Here is a 21,478-nt window from a genome sequence, read left to right on the forward strand (position 1 = left end):
GAGCCGATTCTCGCACCGTCGCGCTATGCGGTCGCTTCGAACGGCCTCACTCGCGCGTCGCGAAGACGCTGTGATCGACCACCTCTCCCGTGAACAGGTCGAGGCCGGGGGGTGGGCCTCCGTGCTGTGCGGCGTACTGCTGCTCCCACGCATGGACCGAGTTCGTGTAGGCCTTGTTGTTGTGCGCGTCGATGGGACTCGCCGGACCCGGCATGAGCACGCGATTGACGTTCGACGGGATCTCGTCGAACGCGTTCCCGTCGAGAGTCGGCACGACGTCCGTGACGTGCTGGAAGGCATACACCGGCACGTCGCGCGGCACGTCGAAAGAGTCGATCGGCGATCCGTTCGTCACGACGCCGACCGTGTTGTACGGGAACGTGCGGTCGGAAGCCAGATTGGCCGCCATGATCCCGCCCTGGCTGAACCCTGTGAGGACGACGTCGCTTCCCGGGGGCACCCCCGCGTCGCTCATCGCCTCGAGAACCGCCCGCTCGTAGGCCGTGCGCAGAGCCGGATTGTCCATCATGAGGGCGATGTTCGAGTCGCGGTCGTTCAACGCGCCCGCGTCGGGACCGAGCTGCCAATCCTGCGTGGAGGGGAGCGAGACGACCCACCGCTCCATCCCGTCGGATCCCACGATCTTCTTGATGTCGATGACCGTCTGGTCGGCGCCGCCCATCCCGTCGGTCGTGCCGTTCACCGAGACGAGGTCGGCGAGGGTGGACAGCCGGGTCACCTCTTGCGATCGCTCCCACGCCTCGCGTCTCTGGCCGGTCAGCGTCTCCGGGTCGAGCTCTTCGACATCCGTCGATTTCTGCAGGAAGTTCTGGCCCGCGCCGCCCAGAAGGAACCCGCCGGCGACCCCGAGAGGACCGAACGGCACCCCCGCGAGAGCGCCCAGGGCCGGCAGCATCTTGGCGATGATCTGCTGCAGATCGTCGATCCCCTCGGCGATGAGAGGCAGGAGCCGCTGCAGGAGCGACCCGAGAGCCGCGAGGGCTTCGAGAAGGTCGGTGACGAGACGTCCGGTCGCCTCGATGAGGTCGTACGCACCCCGGGCGAAGTCTTGGACGCGATCGGCCACCTCGAAGGGGTTCAGAGTGAAGGAGAAGAGGTCGTCGGCGAAGCGCGCCAGCTGAACCAGAGCGTCGCAGACGAACGACCGGGTGGCCTCCACGATGCGGGAGGCCAGGCGCAGCGCGGCGGCGGTCGCCGCCGTCCACTCGGCCGCGTCGAGGGCCACCTGGAAGAGGTCTTCGTGGCGCTCGCGCAGCGCACGCACCGTGCGACCGTCGAGCTCGCCGAGCGAGGCCCGCGCGCTCTGAACGGTGTCCGGGATACCGGACAGCGATCTCGAGCTGTCCTCCCACGCGGCGGCGACGGCCGCCGTGGCGGCGGGGTTGCCGACCAGTTCGTCGAACCAGTCGCGCAACGGCTGCACGTACTGCAGCACGACGCCCGCGATGCCGGGGATCTGCGCGCACGCGTCGCCCCCCGGACCGGTGGAGGGCAGGCCCCGAGCCCAGGTGCCACCCGCGAGTTCGGAGCTGATGGCGGATGCGGCGGTCATCCGCCGGTCCCGGCGAAGACGTCCACGGCATCCTGTTCGACCGTGGAGAACGCCGTCGTGGCGTCGTCGACCCCGTCGGCGACGCGATCTGCCAGGTTCTGCGCCGACGCGAGGAATTCGCGCGCCCGATCCGCGACCGCGTTCGCGAGGGGGACGACGAGGCCCCGGCTCAGCAGACCGAACGCCTCCTGGGGCAGATCGGCGGTAACGCCGTCCGCGGCCGAGGCGAAAGCGCCCGACGCATCGCGCACCAGGGACGCCTGCTTCTTCAGAACGCCGCCGTCGATCTCGATGCGCTGGTTCGCCGCTGTCATCGTGTCGCCCCCTCCGCGATCGTCCTCGCCTCGTCCATGGTGATGCTCGACCCGTCGTAGTTCGGCGTCGCACCGAGACTCGTGAGCGCTGATGCCACGTCGATCCTCGTGTCGTCGCCGTCGCGGAAAGCCACGTCGAGGTACTTCATGTTCAGGTTTCGCCCGTCCAGGGCGATTCCGATCACACTGCGAACGAACTCCGGCGACGCCTCCGTCCCCTCCCCGGTGGGGAGGGTGACGGTTCCCCCCACCGTCAGGGTCTCGGTGAACCCGTCGAGGCTGACATCGGCGTAGGCATCCGAAATGCCGAGGTCGGCGGCCTCGAGTGCGGCGGGGATCGCCGTCTTGTACGAATCGTCGGCGAGCGGCGATTGGCTGCAGCCCGCGGCGAGACTCGCGACCACCGCGAGGCCGACGACCGCGATCGTGCGGACGGGACGTCTCATGCCGTCGCCCCCAGACCGCGAGCACCGGCGAGGTCGACCTCGCTGTAGGCGGCGGCGAGGTCGTCCAGCGCCCCGCACGTCCTCGTCAGCAGGGCTGTGCGGCTGGCCGCGCTCGTGCCGAACTGCGCCTGGGCGAACGCGTAGGCCTGCTGTGCCTCTCCGCTCCATTGCGTGCTAAGTGTCGCGGCCTCGCGCGTCAGCGTCTCGACGAGCTGGTCGATCCGCGACCCCGCGTCCTTGATGTTCTGCGCGGCGGTCGCGAGTCGAGCCGGCGTCACCTCCAGATGATTGATCATGCGTCCAGCCTCCCTGTGGTCGGACCGGCGTCCTCTTCCTCGATGCACCGGCGTGTCGTGGCGACGAGCTCCGAGGAATCCCCGAGGCTCTCCGCCATCGTTCGAAGCGCGGTGTCCGCCGCGTCGCGCTGCGCCTCGCGCACGGTCTCCGTGATGATGCGCGACAGGGTCGCGGCATCCGGATCCATCGCGCTTGCGGACAGATCGACGCGATTCACGCGTCCGCCCGCGGTTGCCGAAACGCGCACCTCCCGCCCGACCGAAGTGCGCGTGGCGGTGGTGGTGCGCACGTCGGTGGCCATGCGGGCCGCATCGTGCGCGAGCGCCCTGGCCTGTGCCGTCTGGGCGTGCACGCGTGCGCGTGCCTGCTCCGGAGCGCTGAGCGAGTCCTCGGACCAGGTCATGGTGGCCCCCTTCGCCAGAGCTGCGAGCCTACCCAGGCCCCTCCGGGCGTGGAAGGGCGGATGCGATGGGTCGGTCCCGCGCGGTCGCGAGCGTTCGCGGCGGTTCATGCGATAATGAAGGCTGATGTGACCGCGGCCGCGCCGCAGGAACATCACCCAGAAGACTTCGGGCGATGACCGCCCTTCGCAGCCCGAGCCGCAGGCCGGCTGCAGACCGAGTGAGTTCGCGGCCCCGCCGGGTGCGGCGCTGCATGAGATTTCGTCGGGCGACGCGCGGTGTCGCCCGCCAGGGAGTACCCCGATATGGCCGATGTGACAGACGAACAGAACCCCGCCGACGAGACTCAGGTCTCACCCGACACCGCCATGTCATCAGACGCTGACGTGGTCGACGAGGAGCAGGCGGCGGTCCAGGATGCCGAGGACGCGGCGTCCGACGACACCGAGGCTCCCGCGGTGCTCGACGTGACGGACATCCCGGCGCCCGACGACGTCGTGGCGCCAACCTCGGAGGACGCCGCCGTCGCGGCATCCGTTCCGGTTCCCGACGAGGCGCCGACCTCGTCCGACGCGGTCACGGAGCAGACCGAGCCCGCGACCCCGGCCGAGCCCGCGACCCCGGCCGAGTCCGCGAGCCCGGCTGAGCCCGACACCGCCGCCGAGCCCGAGGCGCCGGCCGAGCCCAAGGTGCCCGCCGAGCCCGAGCCCGAGGTCGCTGCGGAGCCCGAGGTCGCTGCGGAGCCCGAGAAGCCGACGCGCCCCACGGCCGTGTCGCTCGGCCTGCTGCCCGAGAACTTCGTATCGGCCGTGTCGACCGCGCTGCACTTCTACGCCCCCGCGCTTCCGCCGCTGCCGGCGCGCGAGGAGTCCTGGGACCGCGACGACCGTGACGACCGTGACGACGAGGGCCCCGCCGAGCGCGGCTCCGCGAACGCGCGCCGCCGCAACCGCCGCCGCGGGGGAGCGAGCACCGGGTCTGCCGACGAGGCCCCCGAGGCCCCGGCCGCCCCCGTCCGCCAGCGCGCGGTCGAGGTCATCACCGAACCGCAGCGCATCAAGGGCTCCACGCGCCTCGAGGCGAAGAAGCAGCGTCGCCGCGACGGTCGCGAAGCCGGTCGCCGCCGACCCGTCGTGACCGAGGCCGAATTCCTCGCCCGCCGCGAGGCCGTCGACCGCGTCATGGTCGTGCGCTCGAAGGCCGGTCGCATCCAGATCGCCGTGCTCGAAGACAACGTGCTCGTCGAGCACTACGTCGCCCGCAACCAGGACGCCTCGCTCATCGGCAACGTCTACCTCGGTCGCGTGCAGAACGTGCTGCCGAGCATGGAGGCGGCGTTCGTCGACATCGGCCGCGGTCGTAACGCCGTGCTGTACTCCGGCGAGGTCGACTGGGACGGCGTCGAGACCAACAATCAGCCCCGCCGCATCGAGCTGGCCCTCAAGTCGGGCGACCGCGTGCTCGTGCAGGTCACCAAAGACCCCGTGGGCCACAAGGGTGCGCGTCTGACGAGCCAGATCTCGCTGCCCGGCCGATACCTCGTCTACGTGCCCAACGGCACGATGAACGGCATCTCGCGCAAGCTCCCCGACACCGAGCGTGCGCGCCTGAAGAAGATCCTCAAGGAGGTGCTCCCCGAGTCGTCGGGCGTCATCGTGCGCACCGCCGCCGAGGGCGCCACCGAAGAGCAGTTGACCCTCGACGTGCAGCGCCTCACCTCGCAGTGGGAGCACGTGTCGAGCCAGGTGAAGACCATTCAGGCGCCGGCCCTGCTGCACTCCGAGCCCGATCTGCTGGTGAAGATCGTGCGCGACGTCTTCAACGAGGATTTCACGCGCATGCTCATCCAGGGCGACGAGGCGCTGCAGACGATCTCGTCCTACCTCCAGGGCGTCGCCCCCGACCTCCTCGAGCGTGTCGAGAAGTACGAGGGCGAGCAGGACCCGTTCGACGCGTTCCGCGTCACGGAGCAGATCGAGAAGGCCCTCGACCGCAAGGTCTGGTTGCCCTCCGGTGGTTCGCTCGTCATCGACCGCACCGAGGCGATGACGGTCGTCGACGTCAACACGGGTAAGTTCGTCGGCTCCGGCGGCAACCTCGAAGAGACCGTCACGAAGAACAACCTCGAGGCGGCCGAGGAGATCGTCCGTCAGCTGCGCCTGCGCGACATCGGCGGCATCATCGTGGTCGACTTCATCGACATGGTGCTGGAGTCCAACCGCGACCTCGTGCTGCGCCGCCTCATCGAGTGCCTGAGCCGCGACCGCACGAAGCATCAGGTCGCCGAGGTCACCTCGCTCGGTCTCGTGCAGATGACCCGCAAGAAGCTGGGTCTCGGCCTGCTCGAGACCTTCAGCGAGGCGTGCGAGGTGTGCGCCGGTCGCGGGGTCGTCGTGCACCACGACCCGGTGGTGCGTCACCGCACCTCGGGATCGGCCGGCGGCAACGGGGGCAACGGCAACGGCGGCAACGGCGGTTCGTCGAACCGTCGCGGTCGCGGCGGCAACGGACAGAACGGCAACGCGCAGAACGGCGGCTCCGGCAACGGCTCGGCGCAGAACGGCGGCAACGGCGGTTCCGCGGCAGCCCCGGCCGGCGGCACGCACGTGATCACGGAGGGCGTGAAGTCCGCGCTCGCTCAGATCGCGGCATCCACCGTCAAGCCGACCATCGACGACCCGGCCGTCGTCGAGGCGGCCGTCGTCGCCTCCGTCGAGGCCGTGCTCGAGGCCAAGTCCGAGTCCGAGGCGCCCGCCGCCCCGGCGCGTGAGAAGCGTCCGCGGAAGAAGCGCGAACCCAAGGCCCCGCGCACCGAGAAGGACGCGCTCCTGGAGTCCGTGCTCGAGGCGCTGCCCGAGCCCAAGGCTCCGGGGCAGGGGCGTTCGCGTCGCCGCGTGACCACCGCCGCCCTCACCGGCACCCCGGTCAACGCGCAGCCGAACCCGGAGTCCTGAGTCCCCATCCCGTGAGGGGTCGTCCTCCGTCGCCGAGCATCGTTCCCGGCGGCGGCGTGCGGCCCCTCACGCATGCGGTCGGACGGGATGGATGCCACCGACCGCCCGTGCCCGCCGCGATCGGCCGCCCGCGAGATCGGTGTCAGCGCCTCGCGTCGCGCCGCTCCCGGGCGGTGATGCGCAGGCCGGAGGCCCGCAAGCGGCGCACGAGTTCCTTCCCGCCCACGTGCTCGGCGCCGGCCGCGACCAGGTCTGCGTGCCGCTCATCGGGGACGTCGTAGTGGTCGAGGTCGAAGGCGCGCGAAGGGATGCCGGCGGCGGCGGCGAAGGCGTGCAGCTCGTCGAGATCGGTGTCGCTCACCAGATGCGCCCACAGTCGTCCGTGCGCGGGCCACTGCGGGTCGTCGATGAGGATCGCCATTCCGCGATCCTACGGTCGACACGCGGGACGGATGCTTTTGCCGGATGCCCCCGGGTGAGCTAAACTTGACCCTTGGTGCGTCGCGTCCGCTCTCATCGGAGCGTGACCCCGCTGACTTTCGTCGGCCGGATCGCACCGAGACTTGGGTCATCAGACCCTCCCAACGTCATCAGACAACCGGAGCCGTGCGCTCCCGAACGAAACAGGTGTGAAGTGGTTTACGCAGTTGTGCGCGCCGGCGGCCGCCAGGAGAAGGTCCAGGTCGGCACGGTCGTCGTGCTCGACCGCCAGAAGGCGAAGATCGGCGAGAGCATCCAGCTGCCCGCCGTCCTGTTCGTCGACGGCGACGCGGTCACGACCGACGCCGACAAGCTCGCGAAGGTCTCGGTCACGGCCGAGGTGCTCGGCGAGGAGCGCGGTCCGAAGATCGTGATCCAGAAGTTCAAGAACAAGACCGGCTACAAGAAGCGCCAGGGCCACCGTCAGGACCTCACGCGCGTCAAGATCACCGGCATCAAGTAAGAGCCAGGAGACGCAGAGATGGCACACAAAAAGGGCGCAAGCTCCACCCGTAACGGTCGTGACTCCAACGCACAGCGCCTCGGCGTGAAGCGCTTCGGCGGCCAGGCCGTCCTCGCCGGCGAGATCCTCGTCCGCCAGCGCGGCACGCACTTCCACCCCGGCGCCAACGTCGGCCGTGGTGGCGACGACACGCTGTTCGCTCTGGCCGCGGGTGCGGTCGAGTTCGGCAACAAGGGCGGCCGCAAGGTCGTCAACATCGTCGCTGCAGCGGAGTAATCCTCAGCGCTCCGGCGCTTCCGAGGGGGTGGGCACTGCCCGCCCCCTCGTCTTTTTTCCCGTGCACGGCTGACCCGAACCTCGCCTGCACCGACGGCACCCCCGTCTCCCGCCGCGTCGGCCCCGCCGCCGCCCACCCGGAAGGACCCGCCATGGTCACCTTCGTCGACCGCGTGACCCTGCACTTGCGTGCGGGCAAGGGCGGCAACGGCTGCGTCTCGGTGCGCCGTGAGAAGTTCAAACCGCTGGCCGGTCCCGACGGCGGCAACGGCGGCAGCGGCGGCGACGTCGTGCTCGTCGCCGACCCGCAGGTGACGACGCTGCTGTCGTACCACCACTCGCCGCACCGCTCCGCGGGTAACGGCGGCTTCGGTATGGGCGACCACCGCTCGGGCGCCCTGGGCGAAGACCAGGAGCTTCCCGTCCCGCTCGGCACGGTCGTGAAGGATCCCGACGGCAACGTGCTGGTCGACATGCTCACCCCCGGCATGCGGTTCGTCGCCGCCCCCGGCGGCCTCGGCGGTCTCGGCAACGCCGCGCTGGCGTCGCCGAAGCGCAAGGCCCCTGGCTTCGCGCTGCTCGGTACCCCCGGCTGGGAGGGCGACGTCGTCCTGGAACTCAAGACCGTCGCCGACGTGGCGTTGGTCGGGTTCCCCTCAGCCGGCAAGTCCAGCCTGATCGCCGCCGTGTCGGCGGCACGGCCGAAGATCGCCGACTACCCGTTCACCACGCTCCACCCCAACCTGGGCGTCGTGCAGGCGGGTGATGCCCGCTACACGATCGCCGACGTCCCGGGCCTCATCGAGGGTGCGAGCGAGGGCAAGGGACTGGGGCTCGAGTTCCTCCGTCACGTCGAGCGCTGCACGGCGCTCGTCCACGTGCTCGACTGCGCCACGCTCGACCCGGGCCGCGACCCGCTGAGCGACCTCGACATCATCCTCGCCGAGCTGGCCGCCTATCCCGTGCCCGAGGGGCAGATCCCCCTCCTCGAGCGTCCGCAGATCGTCGTCTTGAACAAGATCGACGTCCCCGAGGCGCACGAGCTCGCCGACTTCGTCCGCCCCGACCTCGAGGCCCGCGGATTCCGCGTGTTCGAGATCTCCACCGTCAGCCGCGCCGGGCTCCGCGAGCTCACCTTCGCCCTCGGCGAGATCGTCGAGCAGCACCGCATCGCCTCCATCGCCGAGGCTCCCGCGGAGCGCGTCGTGATCCGCCCGAAGGGCGCCGTCAAAGACTTCGAGATCAAGGTCGAGGGCGGCACGTACGGCCCCGTCTACCGCATCCTCGGCGACAAGCCGGTCAAGTGGGTGCAGCAGACCGACTTCCAGAACGAGGAGGCCGTGGGCTACCTCGCCGACCGCCTCGCCCGTCTCGGTGTCGAAGACGGCCTGTTCCGCGCGGGTGCGGTCGCCGGAGCGACCGTGGTCATCGGCCCCGGCGACGGCATCGTGTTTGACTGGGAGCCGACCCTCACTTCGGCCGCGGAGCTCATGACGGCGCCGCGAGGCACCGACCCGCGTCTCATCCAGAACTCCCGCCGCACCTCCTCGGAGCGTCGCGAGCAGTATCACGAGCGCATGGATGCCAAGGCCGACGCCCGCGCCGAGCTCGAGGCCGAACGCCGTGCGGCGCGCGCGGCGGGCATCTCGCCCGACGGCGACTCCACGGCCCTGACGCTCGAGGACGAGGAGCGATGACCGCGACGACGCGCGCCGACATCCCCGGCGCCGCCCGCGTCGTGGTGAAGGTCGGGTCGTCGTCGATCAGTGGCGACGGCGCCTACCGCATCGACACGATCGTCGACGCGCTCTCGCAGGCGCACCGCGCCGGAACCGAGGTCGTGCTCGTGTCGTCGGGTGCGATCGCCACCGCCCTGCCCCTGCTCGATCTCGAGGGGCGCCCCAACGATCTGGCCACCCAGCAGGCGGCCGCCGCCGTCGGCCAGAACGTGCTCATGTGGCGCTATCAGACCTCTCTCGATCGTTTCGGTCTGCTCGCGGGGCAGGTACTGCTGACCGCCGGCGACCTCGAGAACGCCACCCACCGCTCCAACGCGCGTCGTGCCATGGAGCGTCTGCTCGGTCTCGGCATCCTTCCCATCGTCAACGAGAACGACACGGTCGCGACCCACGAGATCCGCTTCGGCGACAACGACCGCCTCGCAGCGCTCGTGGCCCAGCTCATCGGCGCCGACGCCCTGGTGCTCCTGAGCGACATCGAGACCCTCTTCACCCGCCCGCCGAGCGAGCCCGGCGCCCGCCCGATCACCGACGTGGCCTGGGGCGACGACCTGTCAGACTTCGAGTTCGGCGCAGGCGTCGTGAACGGCGTGGGCACCGGGGGAGCGGCCACGAAGGCCTCCGCCGCGAAGCTCGCCTCCACCGCCGGCGTCGGGGTGCTCGTCACGAGCGCCGACCTGGTGGCATCCGCCCTCGCCGGCGATGCGGTGGGCACCTGGTTCGCTCCCCATCCCGACCCCGTCACCCTGACAACGGGCCCCGTGGGCGCTGTGGGCGCGCCGGTACACTGAGCGCATGACCGTGATCGCCGCTTCCGTCGACGAGCGCTTGCGTCTGGCCAAGGACGCCGCGCGGCAGATCGCGCTGCTCGACTCCGCACGCAAGAGCGCACTGCTGTTCGCCGTGGCGGAGGCGATCGACGAGGCCGCTTCCGAGATCGTCGCCGCGAACGCCGAAGACCTCGAGCGCGGTCGAGCGGATGCCATCGGCGAGTCGCTGCTCGACCGCCTGCGCCTCGACGCGGGACGCGTCGCCGCCCTGGCCGCTGCCGTCCGCGAGGTGGCCGAGCTGCCCGATCCCGTGGGAAGGGTGCTCGATACGCGCACGCTCCCCAACGGTCTCGCGCTGCAGAAGGTCGCCGTGCCGTTCGGCGTGGTCGGGTCGATCTACGAGGCGCGTCCGAACGTGACCGTCGACATCGCCTCGCTCGCGCTGCGGTCCGGCAACGCCGTCGTCCTGCGGGGCGGCTCGGCGGCGCAGAGCAGCAACGCCACACTCGTGCGGGTCATGCGCGACGCGCTGCGCGCGCAGGGCGTCGACCCGGAGGCGATCCAGAGCGTCGACGACTTCGGGCGGGAGGGCGCGCGCGCCCTCATGAACGCCCGCGGCCTCGTCGACGTCCTGGTGCCGCGGGGGAGTGCTTCGCTCATCGAGACCGTGGTGACCGAGTCCACCGTCCCCGTCATCGAAACCGGCGCGGGTGTGGTTCACGTCTTCCTCGACGCCACGGCCCGCGACGACTGGGCGCGCGACATCGTCCTGAACGCCAAGGTGCAGCGCCCGAGCGTGTGCAACGCCGTCGAGACGGTGCTCGTGCACCGCGACGCCGCCGACCGACTGCTGCCGGAGCTGCTGGCATCCCTCGCCGATGCCGGTGTCACCGTGCACGGTGACGACGCGACCCGCGCTCACGACGACCGCGTCGTGCCCGCGACCGACGACGACTGGGCCCGCGAGTACGGCACGCTCGACCTCGCGGTGCGCGTGGTCGACGATCTCGACGAGGCTCTCGCGCACATCCGTCGCTACTCGACCCAGCACACGGAATCCATCGTCACGGCCGATCAGGCTGCCGCCGACCGGTTCCTGGCCGAGGTCGATTCCGCTGTGGTACTCGTGAACGCGTCCACGCGCTTCACCGACGGAGGCGAGTTCGGCTTCGGTGCCGAGGTCGGCATCTCCACCCAGAAACTGCACGCCCGCGGACCCATGGGCCTCGCCGAGCTGACGAGCACCAAGTGGCTCGGGCGCGGCGACGGCCAGGTGCGCGCCTGACCGCCTAAAATGGCAACGCGCGTCCCGACGCGCGGAAACTTCGAACGGAGCACTGATGACTTTCGTGTCACTTCTCGCCCAGGCCGCTGAAGAGGGCGCCCACCACGGGGGCAACGTCCAGGCCTCGACCTTCTGGTACGGCGTGGTGGCCTTCGTCGTGTTCGTCGCGCTGAGCCTGGTGACGCTGTCGTACCGCAACGTCTCCAACCGTCACGCGCACAAGGCCGAGGCCTACACGCAGAAGCACGGCACGCCCACTCCCGAGGCCCACGGCCACTGAGGGCCACCGTATGTCGGTGACGCGCGCCCCTCGTATCGGGGTCATGGGTGGGACGTTCGATCCCATCCATCACGGTCACCTCGTTGCGGCCAGTGAGGTCGCGCAATCGTTCGACCTCGACGAGGTCGTGTTCGTGCCCACGGGCCGCCCCTGGCAGAAAGACGACGTCACCGAGAGCGAGCATCGCTATCTCATGACGGTGATCGCGACGGCATCCAATCCGCAGTTCACCGTGAGTCGCGTCGACATCGACCGCGCGGGACCCACCTACACGATCGACACCCTGCGCGATCTGCAGGAGCAGCGCCCGGGCGCCGAGCTCTTCTTCATCACCGGAGCCGACGCCGTCGCGCAGATCCTCAGCTGGCGCAACCATCAGGAGCTGTGGGACCTGGCGCACTTCGTCGCCGTCTCGCGTCCGGGTCACGTGCTGACCACGGAGGGCCTGCCCTCCGAGAACGTGAGCCAGCTGGAGATCCCGGCGCTGTCGATCTCGTCCACAGACTGCCGCGCACGTGTGCGCCGAGGACACCCCGTGTGGTACCTCGTGCCCGACGGCGTCGTGCAGTACATCGCGAAGCATCACCTCTACCGGAGTAAGGCATGAGCACTTCCGAGACCCCAGAGACGCCCGCCCTGACCCGTCGTCAGCTGCGCGAGCTGCGTCAGACCGGCGCGACCCCGATCATCCCGCCGCAGCCCGAGGGCGAGCAGACCCCGGATGCCGAGACCTCCGCCCCCGCCGAGGTCATCGACGCGGTTCCCTCCGCCCCGACCGCCGCCGACGCCGCAGACGGATCCGCGGACGACGAGGCCGCGGACGCGCCCGGCGAGGAGCACACCGCGGCAGAGGAGCACACCGCCGTAGAGGAGCGCGCCGCCGGCGAAGAGGCCGCAGACGAGTCCGGCGCGTCGGACGTCGCCGCGACCGAACCCGCTGTGGGCGACGAACCTGCCGCACCCGCGCTGCGCCCCGCCGTCTTCGACTCTCCCTTCACCGACGCGGGTGCCGAGTTCGGGGTGTCGGGTCTGACCCGTCGTCAGGCTCGCGCGCAGGAGAAGATCCGCACGGCGGCCGTTCCGATCATCAGCCCCGACCTGGAGCCTGCGCAGCCCCGCCAGGCCGCGTCTCCGGCCCCCTCCGCGGCGGAGCCCGTGCTCCCCGCGATCTTCCGTCCCGCCGCTGCCGACACCGGCGAGAGCCCCGTCACCGCGGCCGAAGAGGCGCCCGCGCCGTCGGTGGTCAACCCGGCCCTGGGCTCCGACCTGCTCGACGGACAGACGCCCGACATCAGCCTGCCGGCGTCGTTCGATCAGCTCATCTCGCGCAACACCGGTGCCACCGGCACCGTCTCGACCCCGAACGCGTTGATCCTGTCGCAGACCCCCACCGGCGTTCCGCTGGTGGGTCCGATCAACGGCACGGGCGAGATCATGATCACCGGCACCTTCCCGCTCCCCGAGGGGCTCGGATCGGTCGGACACGCACCCGGCACCACCGACGGCCGTGACGCCGACGCGGTGCTCCTCGACGGCGAGCTCCCGCCCGCCTCGTCCCCCACGCCGATCGCCGCCAGCGCCGCGATCAGCACCGTCAAGCAACCGGGCGAGATCATTCGCCCACCGGCGCCCGAGAAGGGGAGCAAGCTCCTCGTCGGCCTCATCATCACGACCGGCGCGCTCGCGCTGGCGGTGGCCGTCACTCTCGTGCTCGCCTTCACGACAGGAGTCTTCCGATGACAGCCACCGACAACGGGCGGGAGATGGCGCGGATCGCCGCTCTCGCCGCCGACTCCAAGAGCGGCGATGACATCGTCGCCCTCGACGTGTCCGAGCCCCTTCCCCTCGTCGACGTGTTCCTGCTCGTCACCGGTCGCAACGAGCGCAACGTCGCGGCGATCGCCGACGAGGTCGAGGAGAAAATGCTCGAGGCCGGTCACAAGCGCCTGCGCCGCGAGGGTCGCCAGGAATCGCGCTGGGTCCTGCTCGACTTCGGCGATCTGGTCGTGCACGTGTTCCACGAGGAGGAGCGCGTCTACTACGGTCTCGAGCGCCTGTGGAAGGACTGCCCGGTCATCCCGATCGAGCTGCCCACGCCCGCGAACGCGCCCGAGTAACGACGCCCTCCAGAACGCCCTCTGCCGCCCAGCAGGGGGCGTTCTCGTATGCCCGGGGCGGGCGCCCTCCCGTGCGTCCCGAGCGGCCCCGGTCGGCATCCGTTCACCGGATCCGGAGGGTGGCGCGGGATTCGGATGCCGGGAGCGCATCGACCCGGTTCTGGGGTGGTTTTCCGGTTCTGGGGCGGCGATCCGCATCTACGGGGCACAGAACGCGGGGCACAGAACGCGAGGCGCCGAATCGACCGTAAAGCAGCGCCGGGTCGACCGTGAGGCGCCGGGTCGGCCGCGGAGGCGCTGCGGATGGCATCCTGCTCGCAAGAGGGATCCTGCATCAGGGGCAGGGGACTGACCGCGCGGGTCCCGGTGGAGTCACCCGAAGGCACGGCCGGGAGGGCGACACGACGACGCCGCCGGAACGACGAAAGCCCCCGCCGAAGCGGGGGCTTTCTCAACCGGGTGGACCTGAGGGGACTCGAACCCCTGACCCCCTGCATGCCATGCAGGTGCGCTACCAGCTGCGCCACAGGCCCGTGTTTTTTGTTTTCCGCCCCGTTTGAGGCAACTCCATGAGCTTACAACACGGATCGCAGACGAGGAAAATCGACGCCGCCGGGCGTGTCGTCGGGCGAGGTCACGGCAGCCAGCAGACGGTCTCGCAACTCCTGCCCGCGGGCGCTGAGCGCTCGCTGGCGGGCGACGTATTCGGCTTTGCCCTCCGGGGTTTCGATGGCTACCGCCCCATAGCCCCAGTCGGTCAGGTCGTACGGCGACGCTTCCATGTCGAGCGTGCGGATGTCGCGGGCGAGCTCGAACGCGTCGAGAAGAACGGTGCCGGGAACGAGGGGCCCGAGCTTGACGGCCCACTTGTAGACGTCCATCCCGGCGTGCAGGCAGCCCGGTTGCTCCCACGCCGCCTGGTCGTCGCGCCGCAGCGACGTGCGGTTGAGGGGCACGGCATCGGGGGTGAAGAAGCGGAACGCGTCGAAGTGGGTGCACTTGAGCTCGTGCGCGTCGACCACCGCATCCGTCCCCGCTCGGCCCAGGCGCAGCGGCACGGCGTGGCGTACCTCGTCGACGCGGTAGGCCATCGCCCATTCGTGCAGACCGAAGCACCCGAACTGCGCGGGACGATCGCGCGTCGCGCGCAGCAGGTTCACGATGCCGCGGTACATCGAGCCCTTCTCCGAACGGAAGGCGGCGGCATCCACCCGCACATCGTCGCCGTCGGCGCGGTACCAGCGCCAGTCGACGCGTTCGGTCGCACCGCGCAGCGTGATACCGGGACCGGGATGCCACCGCCGGAGGATCGCGGGCTTGTACGAGTAGTACGTGAAGAGGAAGTCCTCCACGGGGTGCTTCTCGCCCCGGCTCGCCCGCGCTCGGTGCGCCGCGGTCAGCTCGTCGGCGCGCGCGACGTGGGCGCCGGCCATCGGCATCCACTCGTCGCGGGAGAGGACGCAGGGGGCGTCGAGCGTCAGGGTCATCCGACCGGCTCGATGAGGTCGGGGGAGTCGTTGCGCACGTTGCCCACCGCTGCCGAGACGACGTGGTCGTCGAGCGTCTCGGCCACGTCGGGAGCGGCGTCGATCGCCGCGTCGAGGATGTCGCCGACGTTCTCGGTCGTGGGGTCGAGCCACGCGTCGGCGACGTCGGGGTCCATGAACAGCGGCATGCGGTCGTGGATCGAGCCGAGGCGGCCGATGGCGTCGCGCGTGAGGATCGTGCAGCTCAGCACCCAGCGCGCCGGGTCGTCGTCGGCGCGGGCGGGGTCTTTCCACCACTCGTAGAGGCCCGCGAAGAAGAGCGGCGATCCGTCGGCGGGGTGGATGTAGTGCGGCGTCTTCCCGGCGTCGGTGGTCTTCCACTCGTAGTAGCCGGATGCCGGGACGATGGCGCGGCGCTTGATGAGGGCGTTGCGGAACATCGGCTTGTCTTCGACCTCTTCGCTGCGGGCGTTGAAGGCGCGCGCGCCGATCTTCACGTCTTTCGCCCAGCCGGGAATGAGGCCCCAGCGCGCCACTTCGAGGCGGCGCACCGGTGGCTCGCTCTTGAGCGAATCGAGGACGATCGCCACCGGAGAGGTGGGCGCGATGTTGTACGACGGCCGAGGCAGTTCGTCGGCTTCGACGTCGACGCGCAGCACCCCCACGAGCTCACTGGCGACATTGGCCACGACGAATCGACCGCACATGCCTCCACCGTACGCGGCCCCTCCGACATCGGCGCGTCCGTCGCCGTCGGCCGCGCGTCGCCCAGCGCAACCTCGGCGCTCAGCGCGACATCAGCGATTCACGTGATTCCGACGTCTCACGCACCCTCGGGATGAGCGCAACCTCGGTGTACGCAGCCTCACCCCGAGGGAGCGGGGTTCGCGCTGAGCGTGCGCGAATCACCGAAGTTGTGTGCGGCATGGGCCGCACGGCATCCGGGATCAGGCGTTGCGCGAGATGACGCCCACGTCTTCGAGCCGATCGAGCAGGGCCGCGCCGTCCGAGCCGGTGACCCAGGGCACCTCGGCCGCCGAGTGGTCGTCGACGACGGTGCGACCTCCGGCGAGCACGGCCTCGGCGGGCAGCAGGCGGCGGATGGCGACGGCCTCGACGTTCCGCGGGTGCTCGATCGCGAAACCGGTGTAGATCGCGTCGTCGTGCTGTCCGTCGTCCCCGACGAGCAGCCACTTCACCTGCGGGAACTCGGCCGCGAGGCGGCGGAGGTTCAGTTCTTTGTGGTCGCGGCCGCTGCGGAACCAGCGATCGTGCGTCGGACCCCAGTCGGTGAGCAGGAACGAACCCGCCGGGAACAGGTGTCGACGCATGAAGCGCGTCAGCGTGGGTGCGACGTTCCATGCCCCGGTGGAGAGGTAGACGACGGGCGTGCCCGGGTGCTCACGTGTGAGGCGCTCGAGCATGACCGCCATTCCGGGGACGGGCTGCCGCGCGTGCTCGTCGACGACGAACGAGTTCCAGGCGGCCAGCAGGGGACGGGGGAGAGCGGTGACCATGACGGTGTCGTCGATGTCGCTGACGACGCCGAACCGGACGTCGGACCCGACGACGAAGACGCGGGTCTCGGCGGGATCGCTGCCCTCGACCGACATCGTGATGCTCTGCCACCCGGGCTTCAGCGTCGCCGGGAGCTTCGCGTCGATGACCCCTCCGCGGTCGGCGGCGACCTGGTGGGTCACCCCATCGATCACGACCGTGACGTGCGCGAACCCCACCGGGACCGCGGCGAAGCTCCGCCACCCGCGCAGGCTCTCGAGCTCACCCGTGGAGGTGCGCTTCGTGGGCGGCGCGATCAGGACGCGGCCGAGGACGCGCACCCACTCCTCCGTGCCGTAGCCGGGGAAGCCGGTGACGGCCGGACGGAGGCCGCGGGCGCGGGCGCGTCGTTCGCGCCAGCGGTGGAAGCGGCGCTCCAGTCGGGCGAACCAGAGCACTTTGGCGCGAGGATTACGAGGCATCCGCCTCAGTCTTTCACGTCGCCGTCCGCGGATTCGAGGATCTGGTCGTCATCTGCCAGGTGACGGCGTTCCATCCGTTCGATGACCTTCTTGCCGACGAAGACGAGCACGAGGAAGACGACGAGGATGCCGACGAAGACATAGCCGGCGTAGTGGATCTGATCGCTGAGTTCGCGATACGTCCCCGCCGCTCCCGCCGCGACCGTGACGTACAGGCTCGCCCAGACGACGCACGCGGGGGTCGTCCACGCGAGGAAACGGCGGTAGCTGTACCCGCTCATCCCCACCGTGAGAGGGACGAGGGAGTGCAGCACGGGCAGGAAGCGCGACAGGAAGATCGCCGGACCCCCGCGTCGGCGCAGGTAGCGGTCGGCGCGGTCCCAGTTGCGTTCGCCCAGCTTCTGCCCGAGCCGCGACGCCCGGATGCGCGGTCCGAAGTAGCGACCGAGCCAGAAGCCGAGGCTCTCGCCGATGAGCGCCCCCACCACGATCGCGGCGGCGAGTACGACACCCTCCACGGGGGAGGCGACGGCGGTGCCGGCGACGATGACCATCGTGTCGCCGGGGACGACGAGACCGACCAGCACGCTCGTTTCGAGCATGACCGCGAGACCGGCGATGACCGTGCGCAACACGGGGTCGACGTTCTGGACGACGTCGAGCAGCCACGTGAGGATCTCGTTCACCTCCCTCAGCCTAGAGCCGCTCGTCGCGCCTAGCCTGGGAGCGTGCCCGACTCCGCCTCTCCATTCACCCGACACGGCTGGGTCGACCCCGAAGCGGCCTTCGTCGATCTCTTCGCCGCGTCCGCCCACGCGTTCTGGCTCGACGCCGGAGCCGACGCCCGGACGGGGTGGAGCTGGATGGGGACGGGGCGCCCGGCAGACGAGTCCGTGAGCACCCGCGTCGACGCGACGGGGCCGCGCGCCGGCGACGACCGGACCGGGGCGTTCCGGGGCGGCTGGGTGGGCTGGCGCGCGTACGAGGGCGATTCCGCGTGGATGCGCGTCGATTCGTTCCTCGCCTTCGACCATGCCGCGCGACGCGTGCTCGTGTACGGCGACGCGGTGTCTCCGGAGCGTCTCGCGGCCGTGACCCCCGCGGCGCCGGTGCCCGACGCGCCGGCCCGGGGCACGGCATCCGCCCGCGTCTCACCCGATCGGTACGCCGAACTCATCGAGGCGTGTCGCGAGCGCATTCGCGAGGGCGACGCGTACCAGCTGTGCCTCACCACCCGATTCACCGTGCCGGGGGCGATCGACGCGCTCGACGTGTTCCGGCGCCTGCGCCGCGCGTCGGGGTCGCACCACGCCGGGTTCCTGCGCCAGGGCGGCACGGCCCTCGCGAGCGTGTCGCCCGAGCGCTTCCTGACCGTCCGCGACGGCCACGTGCACACGCACCCGATCAAGGGGACGCGGCGACGCGCCGCCGACGCCGAGACCGACCGCGCATTGGCCGAAGAGCTGCGGACGGATGCCAAGGAACGCGCCGAGAACGTCATGATCGTCGACCTCATGCGTAACGACCTGTCGCAGGTGTGCGAACCGTCGACGGTCGGGGTCGATCGCCTCCTCGAGGTGGAGACGTATCCGAGCGTGCACCAGCTCGTGAGCGAGGTGTCGGGGAGGCTGCTGCCCGGCACGACGATCGGCGAGCTGCTCTCGGCGGCGTTCCCCGCGGGCAGCATGACCGGGGCGCCGAAGGCGTCGGCGATGGAGATCCTCGCCGGCCTCGAGGCGGCGCCCCGCGGCGTCTATTCCGGAACGTTCGGCTGGATCGGCGACGACGGCTCCGCCGACCTCGCCATGGTCATCCGCAGCGTCGTCGTCGAGCCGGATGCCGCCTGGGTCGGCGCCGGAGGGGGGATCACGTGGCGGTCGGTCGCGGCATCCGAGGTCGCTGAGGTGGGGCTGAAGGCGCGCGCACCGCTCGCGGCTCTGGGCGCCGATGTCCCGCCCGGGTGGTGACGCGCGGTCCGATAGCCTGGGAGGAGGCCCTCGCGGCCTCCCCGACCTTCACGATTGGCTTCACCCGTGTCTCAGAACTCCGCACCAGACCCCCGCGAGGGGGGCTTCGACACCCACGCCATCCAGGCGAAGTGGCAGCAGGCGTGGGCCGATAAAGACCCGTTCCGCGCCGGGGGCGACGACGACACGCGTCCCCGCAAGTACGTGCTCGCGATGTTCCCTTACCCCTCGGGCGACCTGCACATGGGGCACGCCGAGAACTACCTCTACTCCGACATCGTGGCCCGTTTCTGGCGCCACCGCGGGTACAACGTGCTCAACCCCATCGGCTGGGACTCATTCGGCCTACCGGCCGAGAACGCCGCCATCAAGCGCGGCGCCGATCCGGTCGAGTGGACGTACGCCAACATCGCCCAGCAGAAGGAGAGCCTGAAAGACTACGGCGTCTCGTTCGACTGGAGCCGCGTGCTGCACACGAGCGACCCCGAGTACTACCGCTGGAACCAGTGGCTGTTCCAGAAGCTCTACGACAAGGGCCTGGCGTACCGCAAGGACGCCCTGGTCAACTGGGACCCGGTGGATCAGACCGTGCTCGCGAACGAGCAGGTGCTGCCCGACGGCACGAGCGAGCGCAGCGGCGCCGTGGTGGTCAAGAAGAAGCTGACGCAGTGGTTCCTGCGCATCACCGACTACGCCGACCGTCTGCTCGACGACCTCAACCAGCTCGAGGGCTTCTGGCCGAGCAAGGTCATCCAGATGCAGCGCAACTGGATCGGCCGCTCCGTGGGTGCCGACATCACCTTCGAGGTCGAGGGCCGCGAAGAGAAGATCACCGTCTTCTCCACGCGCCCCGACACCCTGCACGGCGCGACGTTCTTCGTCGTAGCGCCCGAGTCGGAGCTCGCGGCCGAGCTCGCGGCATCCGCCGATCAGGGCGTGCAGGAGACGTTCCGCGCGTACCTCGAGCAGGTGCAGCGCGCGACCGACATCGAGCGGCAGGCGACCGACCGTCCCAAGACGGGCGTGTTCCTCGGGCACTACGCGATCAACCCGATCAACGGCGAGAAGCTGCCGATCTGGGCCGCCGACTACGTGCTCGCCGACTACGGCCACGGTGCAGTGATGGCCGTGCCCGCGCACGACCAGCGCGACCTCGACTTCGCCCGCGCGTTCGACCTGCCCGTGAAGGTGGTCGTCGACACGAACGCTCCCGTCACCGGGGCGATCCCGGTGATCGAGCTGGATGCCGACGGCGTGCCGATCGATCCCCTCGGCGACCTCGACGAGACCGACCCCGTCAAGACCGGCGTCGCGCTCACGGGCGACGGGCGCATGATCAACTCCGGATCGCTGAACGGGCTGAGCAAGCGCAACGCAATTGCGCGGATGATCGAGGAGCTCGAGGCGAAGGGCGTCGGCCGCGCCGCCAAGACGTACCGCCTGCGCGACTGGCTCATCTCGCGTCAGCGCTACTGGGGAACCCCGATCCCGATGCTGCACGGGGAGGACGGGTCGATCACGCCCGTGCCCGCCGACCAGCTCCCGGTCGTGCTGCCCTCCGTCGAGGGTCTCGACCTCAAGCCCAAGGGCACCTCCCCGCTGGGAGCCGCCACGGAGTGGGTGCAGGTCACCGATCCCGAGACGGGGCAGACGCTGCTGCGCGACCCCGACACGATGGACACCTTCGTCGACAGCTCCTGGTACTACCTGCGCTTCTTGTCGCCGAACAGCGAGACGGAGGCGTTCTCGGGCCGCGAGGCATCGAAGTGGGGCCCGGTCGACTTCTACATCGGCGGCGTGGAGCACGCGATCCTGCACCTGCTGTACGCGCGCTTCATCACCAAGGCGCTGTTCGACATGGGCCTGGTGGAGTTCACCGAGCCGTTCTCGAGCCTCATCAACCAGGGCATGGTCATCCTCGACGGCGCGAAGATGTCGAAGAGCAAGGGCAACCTGGTGCTCTTCCAGGAGGAGCTCGACGCCCACGGCGCCGACGCGCTGCGCGTGGCGCTCGCCTTCGCCGGCCCGGTGGAGGACGACAAGGACTGGAACGACGTGTCGACGACGGGCGCGGCGAAGTTCCTCGCCCGCGCCCTGCGCATCGCGCACGACGTCGACAGCGAGACCGACGTCGTCTGGGCCGAGGGCGACGCGTCGCTGCGCCGCGTGACCCACCGCCTGCTGGCCGAGGCGCCGAACCTCATCGAGCAGACGAAGTTCAACGTCGTCGTCGCCCGCCTGATGGAGCTGGTGAACACCACCCGGAAGGCGATCGACGGCTCGGCCGGCGCGAGCGACCCCGCCGTGCGCGAGGCGGCGGAGGTCATCGCGATGACTCTCGACCTGTTCGCCCCGCACACCGCAGAGGAGATGTGGCAGACGCTCGGCTACGACGGCTTCGTCGGCCTCGTCACCTGGCGCCAGGCCGACCCGACGCTGCTGGTCGAAGACACCGTGACCGCCGTCGTGCAGATCGACGGCAAGGTGCGCGGCACGCTGCAGGTCTCGGCCAAGATCGGCGCCGACGAGCTGGAGAAGCTCGCGCGCGCCGACGAGAAGGTCGTGCGCGCGCTCGGCGAGCGCGAGATCGTGCGCGCGGTCGTGCGTCCGCCGAAGGTGGTCAGCTTCTCGACGAAGTGATCGTCGACTC

The 21,478-nt window shown here is 70.3% G+C and carries 22 protein-coding genes and 1 tRNA gene; 12 read left to right on the forward strand and 11 right to left on the reverse strand.

Going from position 1 to position 21,478, the window contains the following annotated elements; translation table 11 throughout:
- Positions 1 to 46: 46 nt before the first annotated feature.
- From Q0818_RS05715 to Q0818_RS05735, 5 genes are read right to left on the reverse strand one after another with little or no spacing between them, the layout of a single operon-like run.
- Positions 47 to 1,573 carry a hypothetical protein gene (locus Q0818_RS05715; RefSeq protein WP_298872530.1) on the reverse strand — a complete coding sequence of 509 codons (1,527 nt, stop codon included), beginning with the start codon at positions 1,571 to 1,573 and terminating at the stop codon, positions 47 to 49.
- A complete protein-coding gene (locus Q0818_RS05720) occupies positions 1,570 to 1,887 on the reverse strand; it encodes a hypothetical protein (RefSeq protein ID WP_298872532.1) in 318 nt (105 codons plus the stop codon). Before Q0818_RS05720 ends, Q0818_RS05715 begins: the two co-directional genes overlap by 4 nt.
- Positions 1,884 to 2,333: a hypothetical protein gene (locus tag Q0818_RS05725; protein WP_298872535.1), complete on the reverse strand. Its 450-nt coding sequence runs from the start codon at positions 2,331 to 2,333 to the stop codon at positions 1,884 to 1,886. The genes Q0818_RS05720 and Q0818_RS05725 overlap by 4 nt, the downstream gene beginning before the upstream one ends.
- Positions 2,330 to 2,629: a WXG100 family type VII secretion target gene (locus tag Q0818_RS05730; protein WP_298872537.1), complete on the reverse strand. Its 300-nt coding sequence runs from the start codon at positions 2,627 to 2,629 to the stop codon at positions 2,330 to 2,332. Before Q0818_RS05730 ends, Q0818_RS05725 begins: the two co-directional genes overlap by 4 nt.
- Entirely contained in the window at positions 2,626 to 3,186 is a 561-nt protein-coding gene (locus Q0818_RS05735) for a YbaB/EbfC family nucleoid-associated protein (RefSeq protein ID WP_366943124.1), read from the reverse strand. The genes Q0818_RS05730 and Q0818_RS05735 overlap by 4 nt, the downstream gene beginning before the upstream one ends.
- A 150-nt stretch (positions 3,187 to 3,336) precedes the next feature.
- On the opposite strand from Q0818_RS05735, the gene Q0818_RS05740 reads away from it, so the two are divergent.
- Entirely contained in the window at positions 3,337 to 5,985 is a 2,649-nt protein-coding gene (locus tag Q0818_RS05740) for a ribonuclease E/G (RefSeq protein ID WP_298872540.1), read from the forward strand.
- A 142-nt stretch (positions 5,986 to 6,127) separates the two neighbouring features.
- Here the strand turns inward: Q0818_RS05740 and Q0818_RS05745 are convergent, their stop codons facing one another.
- The gene (locus Q0818_RS05745) at positions 6,128 to 6,406 is read right to left on the reverse strand and encodes a DUF4031 domain-containing protein (RefSeq protein WP_298872542.1); all 279 of its coding nucleotides are present in this window, start codon (positions 6,404 to 6,406) and stop codon (positions 6,128 to 6,130) included.
- A gap of 213 nt (positions 6,407 to 6,619) precedes the next feature.
- On the opposite strand from Q0818_RS05745, the gene rplU reads away from it, so the two are divergent.
- The 9 genes from rplU to rsfS all read left to right on the forward strand — a co-directional run bounded on the left by rplU (position 6,620) and on the right by rsfS (position 13,395).
- On the forward strand, positions 6,620 to 6,928 hold the full coding sequence (rplU, locus tag Q0818_RS05750) for a 50S ribosomal protein L21 (RefSeq protein ID WP_055836929.1): 309 nt from the start codon (positions 6,620 to 6,622) through the stop codon (positions 6,926 to 6,928).
- A gap of 18 nt (positions 6,929 to 6,946) precedes the next feature.
- A complete protein-coding gene (gene rpmA, locus Q0818_RS05755) occupies positions 6,947 to 7,204 on the forward strand; it encodes a 50S ribosomal protein L27 (protein WP_298872544.1) in 258 nt (85 codons plus the stop codon).
- A 152-nt stretch (positions 7,205 to 7,356) separates the two neighbouring features.
- Complete coding sequence (gene obgE, locus Q0818_RS05760) at positions 7,357 to 8,901, forward strand: GTPase ObgE (protein ID WP_298872547.1); 1,545 nt, start codon at positions 7,357 to 7,359, stop codon at positions 8,899 to 8,901.
- Entirely contained in the window at positions 8,898 to 9,734 is an 837-nt protein-coding gene (proB, locus tag Q0818_RS05765) for a glutamate 5-kinase (RefSeq protein ID WP_298872549.1), read from the forward strand. The genes obgE and proB overlap by 4 nt, the downstream gene beginning before the upstream one ends.
- A gap of 4 nt (positions 9,735 to 9,738) precedes the next feature.
- Positions 9,739 to 10,998 (forward strand): glutamate-5-semialdehyde dehydrogenase, encoded by a 1,260-nt coding sequence (locus Q0818_RS05770; RefSeq protein ID WP_298872551.1) that lies wholly within the window; start codon positions 9,739 to 9,741, stop codon positions 10,996 to 10,998.
- Between the two features lie 55 nt (positions 10,999 to 11,053).
- The gene (locus Q0818_RS05775) at positions 11,054 to 11,278 is read left to right on the forward strand and encodes a hypothetical protein (RefSeq protein ID WP_076675817.1); all 225 of its coding nucleotides are present in this window, start codon (positions 11,054 to 11,056) and stop codon (positions 11,276 to 11,278) included.
- Positions 11,279 to 11,288: 10 nt separating this feature from the next.
- A complete protein-coding gene (gene nadD, locus Q0818_RS05780; RefSeq protein ID WP_136585537.1) occupies positions 11,289 to 11,885 on the forward strand; it encodes a nicotinate-nucleotide adenylyltransferase in 597 nt (198 codons plus the stop codon).
- Positions 11,882 to 13,018 (forward strand): hypothetical protein, encoded by a 1,137-nt coding sequence (locus tag Q0818_RS05785; RefSeq protein WP_298872559.1) that lies wholly within the window; start codon positions 11,882 to 11,884, stop codon positions 13,016 to 13,018. Before nadD ends, Q0818_RS05785 begins: the two co-directional genes overlap by 4 nt.
- Positions 13,015 to 13,395 carry a ribosome silencing factor gene (gene rsfS, locus Q0818_RS05790; RefSeq protein WP_298872561.1) on the forward strand — a complete coding sequence of 127 codons (381 nt, stop codon included), beginning with the start codon at positions 13,015 to 13,017 and terminating at the stop codon, positions 13,393 to 13,395. The genes Q0818_RS05785 and rsfS overlap by 4 nt, the downstream gene beginning before the upstream one ends.
- A gap of 460 nt (positions 13,396 to 13,855) precedes the next feature.
- On the opposite strand, the gene Q0818_RS05795 is transcribed toward rsfS, so the two are convergent.
- From Q0818_RS05795 to Q0818_RS05815, 5 genes are all read right to left on the reverse strand, one after another.
- A tRNA-Ala gene (locus Q0818_RS05795) sits at positions 13,856 to 13,928 on the reverse strand.
- Between the two features lie 42 nt (positions 13,929 to 13,970).
- The gene (locus Q0818_RS05800) at positions 13,971 to 14,882 is read right to left on the reverse strand and encodes a 3-methyladenine DNA glycosylase (protein WP_298872563.1); all 912 of its coding nucleotides are present in this window, start codon (positions 14,880 to 14,882) and stop codon (positions 13,971 to 13,973) included.
- Positions 14,879 to 15,589, reverse strand: coding sequence for an SOS response-associated peptidase (locus Q0818_RS05805; RefSeq protein ID WP_298872566.1), 711 nt, complete (start codon positions 15,587 to 15,589; stop codon positions 14,879 to 14,881). Before Q0818_RS05805 ends, Q0818_RS05800 begins: the two co-directional genes overlap by 4 nt.
- A 240-nt stretch (positions 15,590 to 15,829) precedes the next feature.
- On the reverse strand, positions 15,830 to 16,861 hold the full coding sequence (locus Q0818_RS05810; RefSeq protein WP_298872568.1) for an App1 family protein: 1,032 nt from the start codon (positions 16,859 to 16,861) through the stop codon (positions 15,830 to 15,832).
- A gap of 5 nt (positions 16,862 to 16,866) precedes the next feature.
- A complete protein-coding gene (locus tag Q0818_RS05815; protein ID WP_298872571.1) occupies positions 16,867 to 17,547 on the reverse strand; it encodes a DedA family protein in 681 nt (226 codons plus the stop codon).
- Between the two features lie 42 nt (positions 17,548 to 17,589).
- On the opposite strand from Q0818_RS05815, the gene Q0818_RS05820 reads away from it, so the two are divergent.
- On the forward strand, positions 17,590 to 18,828 hold the full coding sequence (locus Q0818_RS05820; protein ID WP_298872573.1) for an anthranilate synthase component I family protein: 1,239 nt from the start codon (positions 17,590 to 17,592) through the stop codon (positions 18,826 to 18,828).
- A gap of 66 nt (positions 18,829 to 18,894) precedes the next feature.
- Complete coding sequence (leuS, locus tag Q0818_RS05825) at positions 18,895 to 21,468, forward strand: leucine--tRNA ligase (protein ID WP_298872575.1); 2,574 nt, start codon at positions 18,895 to 18,897, stop codon at positions 21,466 to 21,468.
- Positions 21,469 to 21,478 lie beyond the last annotated feature (10 nt).

This window comes from uncultured Microbacterium sp. (assembly GCF_947489255.1).
GTDB classification, from domain to species: Bacteria; Actinomycetota; Actinomycetes; order Actinomycetales; family Microbacteriaceae; genus Microbacterium; species Microbacterium phycohabitans.

Excerpts from the sequence above, each read along its gene's own strand:
- Q0818_RS05715 (WP_298872530.1), bottom strand. The coding sequence starts at position 1,573 with ATGACCGCCGCATCCGCCATCAGCTCCGAACTCGCGGGTGGCACCTGG.
- Q0818_RS05720 (WP_298872532.1), bottom strand. The coding sequence starts at position 1,887 with ATGACAGCGGCGAACCAGCGCATCGAGATCGACGGCGGCGTTCTGAAG.
- Q0818_RS05725 (WP_298872535.1), bottom strand. The coding sequence starts at position 2,333 with ATGAGACGTCCCGTCCGCACGATCGCGGTCGTCGGCCTCGCGGTGGTC.
- Q0818_RS05730 (WP_298872537.1), bottom strand. The coding sequence starts at position 2,629 with ATGATCAATCATCTGGAGGTGACGCCGGCTCGACTCGCGACCGCCGCG.
- Q0818_RS05735 (WP_366943124.1), bottom strand. The coding sequence starts at position 3,186 with ATGTTCCTGCGGCGCGGCCGCGGTCACATCAGCCTTCATTATCGCATG.
- Q0818_RS05740 (WP_298872540.1), top strand. The coding sequence starts at position 3,337 with ATGGCCGATGTGACAGACGAACAGAACCCCGCCGACGAGACTCAGGTC.
- Q0818_RS05745 (WP_298872542.1), bottom strand. The coding sequence starts at position 6,406 with ATGGCGATCCTCATCGACGACCCGCAGTGGCCCGCGCACGGACGACTG.
- rpmA (WP_298872544.1), top strand. The coding sequence starts at position 6,947 with ATGGCACACAAAAAGGGCGCAAGCTCCACCCGTAACGGTCGTGACTCC.
- obgE (WP_298872547.1), top strand. The coding sequence starts at position 7,357 with ATGGTCACCTTCGTCGACCGCGTGACCCTGCACTTGCGTGCGGGCAAG.
- proB (WP_298872549.1), top strand. The coding sequence starts at position 8,898 with ATGACCGCGACGACGCGCGCCGACATCCCCGGCGCCGCCCGCGTCGTG.
- Q0818_RS05770 (WP_298872551.1), top strand. The coding sequence starts at position 9,739 with ATGACCGTGATCGCCGCTTCCGTCGACGAGCGCTTGCGTCTGGCCAAG.
- Q0818_RS05775 (WP_076675817.1), top strand. The coding sequence starts at position 11,054 with ATGACTTTCGTGTCACTTCTCGCCCAGGCCGCTGAAGAGGGCGCCCAC.
- nadD (WP_136585537.1), top strand. The coding sequence starts at position 11,289 with ATGTCGGTGACGCGCGCCCCTCGTATCGGGGTCATGGGTGGGACGTTC.
- Q0818_RS05785 (WP_298872559.1), top strand. The coding sequence starts at position 11,882 with ATGAGCACTTCCGAGACCCCAGAGACGCCCGCCCTGACCCGTCGTCAG.
- rsfS (WP_298872561.1), top strand. The coding sequence starts at position 13,015 with ATGACAGCCACCGACAACGGGCGGGAGATGGCGCGGATCGCCGCTCTC.
- Q0818_RS05800 (WP_298872563.1), bottom strand. The coding sequence starts at position 14,882 with ATGACCCTGACGCTCGACGCCCCCTGCGTCCTCTCCCGCGACGAGTGG.
- Q0818_RS05805 (WP_298872566.1), bottom strand. The coding sequence starts at position 15,589 with ATGTGCGGTCGATTCGTCGTGGCCAATGTCGCCAGTGAGCTCGTGGGG.
- Q0818_RS05810 (WP_298872568.1), bottom strand. The coding sequence starts at position 16,861 with ATGCCTCGTAATCCTCGCGCCAAAGTGCTCTGGTTCGCCCGACTGGAG.